The sequence below is a fragment of the Poinsettia branch-inducing phytoplasma str. JR1 genome (assembly GCF_000309465.1).
GTDB lineage: Bacteria > Bacillota_I > Bacilli_A > Acholeplasmatales > Acholeplasmataceae > Phytoplasma > Phytoplasma pruni.
Window position 1 is genome coordinate 1 of record NZ_AKIK01000167.1, and the last position, 4,176, is coordinate 4,176.

Below are 4,176 nucleotides of genomic sequence, written 5' to 3' on the forward strand. Positions count from 1 at the left end.
ATATAAGAAATATATTGAGGAAAAAATGATTAAAAAATCTGTTTTTATTAAAAGTATTCAAGGTCCTATTGACTGTCCCACTCCTCGTTTATCAGAAGTTTTTTTAATGGGTCGCAGTAATGTTGGCAAAAGTTCTTTTATCAACGCTTTAACGAATAAAAAAAAATTAGCTTTATTTTCTAAAACACCTGGTAAAACAACCACTGTTAATTATTTTTTATTAAATGATTCTTTTTATTTAGTTGATTCGCCAGGTTATGGTTATTCTAAAAGAAATAAAACTTTTAAACAAAGCGTTTTCCCTATGATTAATAATTTTTTACAAAACAATTATTTTGTTAAAATTATTTTTCAAATTATTGATTTTAAAGTGGGTCCTACAAAGATGGATTTAGATATTTATTATAATTTAAGAGAATATAATTTACCGGTCTTTTTAATTTTAAATAAAAAAGATAAAGTGTTGAAAAATCAAGTTATTAATCAAATGCAAAGAATCAAAAAAGAATTTGGTGCGTTTGAAGAAAATATTCCTATGTTTTTACTTTCTTGCAAAAATAAAGATGGTTTAAATGAAATAGTTAATTTGATTTATGATAAAATAAATACATAATTCATTATTTTTTATTTTTTTGTTAAATCTGATACTTTTTGGTATAAGATAATAATTATTATGAACTAAAGCTAAAAAATTAGGATTAAGAAAAATATGGAACAAAAATATAATTTTAAATTAGTAGAAAATAAAAGATACGCTAAATGGTTAAAAAAAGGCTATTTTAAAACACAAAATAACTCCGATAAAACACCTTTCACTATTGTTATTCCACCTCCGAATATTACGGGCAAACTGCATTTAGGTCACGCTTGGAATAATACTTTACAAGATATCATTATCAGAAGAAAAAAAATGTTGGGTTTTGACGTCCTTTTTTTGCCGGGAATGGATCATGCCGGTATAGCGACTCAAAGTAAAATCAAACAAAAATTAAAAGCAAAAGGTTTTGCCGAACAAAATCTAACCAAAGAACTCTTTTTAAAATATGCCTCCTTATGGAAAGATGAATATACTAAAAATATTCATACTCAATGGGAGCGTCTAAGTCTTCATCTTGATTATGATTATGAAAAATTTACTTTAGATAAAGATTTTAGCCAAGTAGTAGAAAAAGTTTTTATTCAACTTTACGACAAAAAATTAATTTATCGCGATTATAAAATTATCAATTGGGACCCTTTTACTCAATCTACGATTTCTGAAGTTGAAGTTAATTATCAAGAATTAGAGGGTAAATTATACTATTTAAGATATTATTTAGTCGATGATAATGCTAATTATGTAGAAGTGGCGACTACAAGGCCGGAAACTATTTTTGCAGATCAAGCTTTAACCGTTCATCCCAATGACGAAAGATATCAACATTTAATCGGTCAAAAAGTGGTAGTTCCTGGAACAAACGCAAAAATAACTATTATCGCTGATAATTGTGTGGAAAAGGGTTTTGGAACAGGTGTTTTAAAAGTAACTCCGGCTCACGATGTAAACGATTTCCAAATTGCTCAAAGACATGATTTACAAATAGTTTCTTGTATGAATCCTAACGGAACTATGAACGAATTAGCGCAAGAATACGATAAAATGGATCGTTTTGATTGTCGTGAACAATTAATCCAAAAATTAACTGCGAAAAAATTAGTGGCTAAAATAGAGGATTATACCCATTCAATCGGCTTTTCAAGCATTTCTGGCGTCGTTATTGAACCAAGGTTATCATTACAATGGTTTTTAAAAACTAAAGCTATTTCGCAATCTGTTTTACAAGAACACCAAATTAACTTCTTTCCTAAACGTTTTTTAAAAACTTTTAATAATTGGTTAGAAAATTTAGAAGATTGGTGTATTTCTCGTCAATTATGGTGGGGACATCCTTTGCCTGTGTGGTATAAAGGCGATGAAATTAAAGTCCAATCGCAAGATCCAGGCGATGGTTTTCAAAGAGATCCAGATGTTTTAGATACTTGGTTTTCTTCCGCTTTATGGCCTTTATGTACGTTAGGATGGCCTAATAATAACGTAGAGTTATTCCAAAGACGTTTTCCTGTTGACACTTTAGTAACTGGTTATGATATTTTAACTTTTTGGGTTTCTAAAATGGCTTTACAAAGTATGAATTTAATTGAAAAAATACCTTTTAAAGATGTTTTGTTGCATGGTTTAATAAGAGATTCTCAAGGACAAAAAATGTCTAAATCTAAAGGAAACGGCGTAGATCCGATAGATATCATTGATAAATACGGTGCAGACGCTTTAAGATGGTTTTTAACCACTAATTCTTCCCCAGGTGCGGATTTATTATATAACGAAACTAAAATATCGTCCAGTTGGAACTTTATTAATAAAATTTGGAACATTAGTCGTTTTATTAAATTAAACATTAATACAGATCAAACTAATTTTAACGCTGAAACGTTATTAATGCCGGAAAAATTTTTATTATTGCAATTATCGCGTTTAATGGAAGAAACAAACCATTTATACGATAAATACGAATTTAACATTGTAGGAAGTCTGTTGTATAATTTTGTTTGGGAAGATTTAGCCAATTGGCATTTAGAATTTTTAAAAATTGTTTTAAAAGAGTACGATCGAGAGGTATCTTTAAATTCCCAAAAGTTCGCTCTTTATATTTTAAAAATCACTTTACAATTGCTCCATCCTTTCATTCCTTTTGTGACTGATGCTATTTATGAAGAATTTGCTTTTGCGCAACCTATTATTAACGAACAATTACCGCAAATTAATGCAGTTAATTTTTCCTCTGATGATTATTTCTTAACTTTTAAAAATTTAATTGTGAAAATGCGTCAATTTAGACAAAATTATAAAATAACCAAAACTACTTTATTATCTTTATATATAGAAGCTCCTATAGAAAAACTATCCGAAATAAACACTATTAAACCTGTTTTAAAGAGTTTTTTAATGGCTTCTGAGATTAAAACAATCCATAAACTAAAACAAGAACAATACGAATGGTTGTTTTTTGACAAAGATACATATGTTTTCGTGTTTAAAAAAGACTTGCAAGCTTTGAAAAAAAATCAATCTGATAATCAATCGCCACAATTGTTAAAAAAACTTTTAAGCGAAATTCAAAGAAGTGAAAAGATTTTAAATAATCCCTCCTTTTTAGAAAAAGCTAGTAAAGTTAAAATCCAAGAAGAACAAGAAAAATATAAAAAATATTTAAGTCAATATGAAAAATTAATTAAAAATAAAGATCAAGAAGGTTAATCATTAACCTTTCTTTTTCTTGAAAAAGGTTGATATGTTTATTAATAAAAATTTTTTTTATATTAATTTTAAAAACGTTCTTAATCCGAAAGCTAATATTATTATTACTCACGGATTAGGCGAAAGTTCACAAGATTATCTCCCTTTAGCTGACTTTTTATGTCAAACCGGTTATGCTGTTATTTTATACGATGTTAGAGGACATGGAAAAAGCGGCGGTTCGAGAGGTGATGTGAATAATTTTCATGTTTTGGTCGATGATCTGGCTTCTCTTGTGAAGGAAATTAAAAAAAAATCTTCTTTAAAAATTTTTTTAATCGGTCATAGTATGGGCGGAATTATTACTAACGCTTATATGGTAAAATACGGCGAGGTTAACGGTTCTATTATTAGTTCTGCTCCCACTCATGTACTGAATAATAAACATTTAAAATACCCTTTTTATTGGTTTAATTTTAAACCAAGGAAACTTAATTTTTTATCTAATAAAATCGCTCATACACCTATATATAAGGGTTATTTCCCTTATCATTTAGAATATGTTACTCCGCGTTTAATGAGAAATTTATTAGTTTTAAGTCCTCAATATTTACAAAAAAGATTATCTTTTTATGTCGGTTCTGTTTTGTTTTTATACAGTATCCAAGATAAAATTATTTCTTTTAAAAATGGTTCTTTTTTATTTGAAAAAGTACCTTCTAAAGATAAAAAATTAATTCTATATCAAGAGTCTTATCATAATTTATTTCACGATATAGAAGCAGCCAAAGCGTTTGAAGATACGGTTTTATGGCTAGATCAAAGGTATTGACGATAATGCCTTTGAAGAAATTATTTTTTTTAAAAAAAAGATATTTATTTTGTTAAAATAGATGATATAA

3 protein-coding genes are annotated in these 4,176 nt (G+C 27.8%); all 3 read left to right on the forward strand.

Features of this window, described 5'->3' with window-relative positions:
- Window positions 1-613: ribosome biogenesis GTP-binding protein YihA/YsxC (gene yihA, locus ON17_RS03070; RefSeq protein ID WP_017192038.1), on the forward strand; the 613-nt coding region annotated here is incomplete at its 5' end.
- Between the two features lie 96 nt (window positions 614-709).
- Window positions 710-3,295, forward strand: a complete 2,586-nt coding sequence (locus ON17_RS03075; protein WP_017192039.1) for a valine--tRNA ligase — start codon at window positions 710-712, stop codon at window positions 3,293-3,295.
- A gap of 34 nt (window positions 3,296-3,329) precedes the next feature.
- Window positions 3,330-4,106 (forward strand): alpha/beta fold hydrolase, encoded by a 777-nt coding sequence (locus tag ON17_RS03080; protein ID WP_017192040.1) that lies wholly within the window; start codon window positions 3,330-3,332, stop codon window positions 4,104-4,106.
- The last annotated feature ends 70 nt before the right edge of the window (window positions 4,107-4,176 follow it).

Excerpts from the sequence above, each read along its gene's own strand:
- ON17_RS03075 (WP_017192039.1), top strand. The coding sequence starts at position 710 with ATGGAACAAAAATATAATTTTAAATTAGTAGAAAATAAAAGATACGCT.
- ON17_RS03080 (WP_017192040.1), top strand. The coding sequence starts at position 3,330 with ATGTTTATTAATAAAAATTTTTTTTATATTAATTTTAAAAACGTTCTT.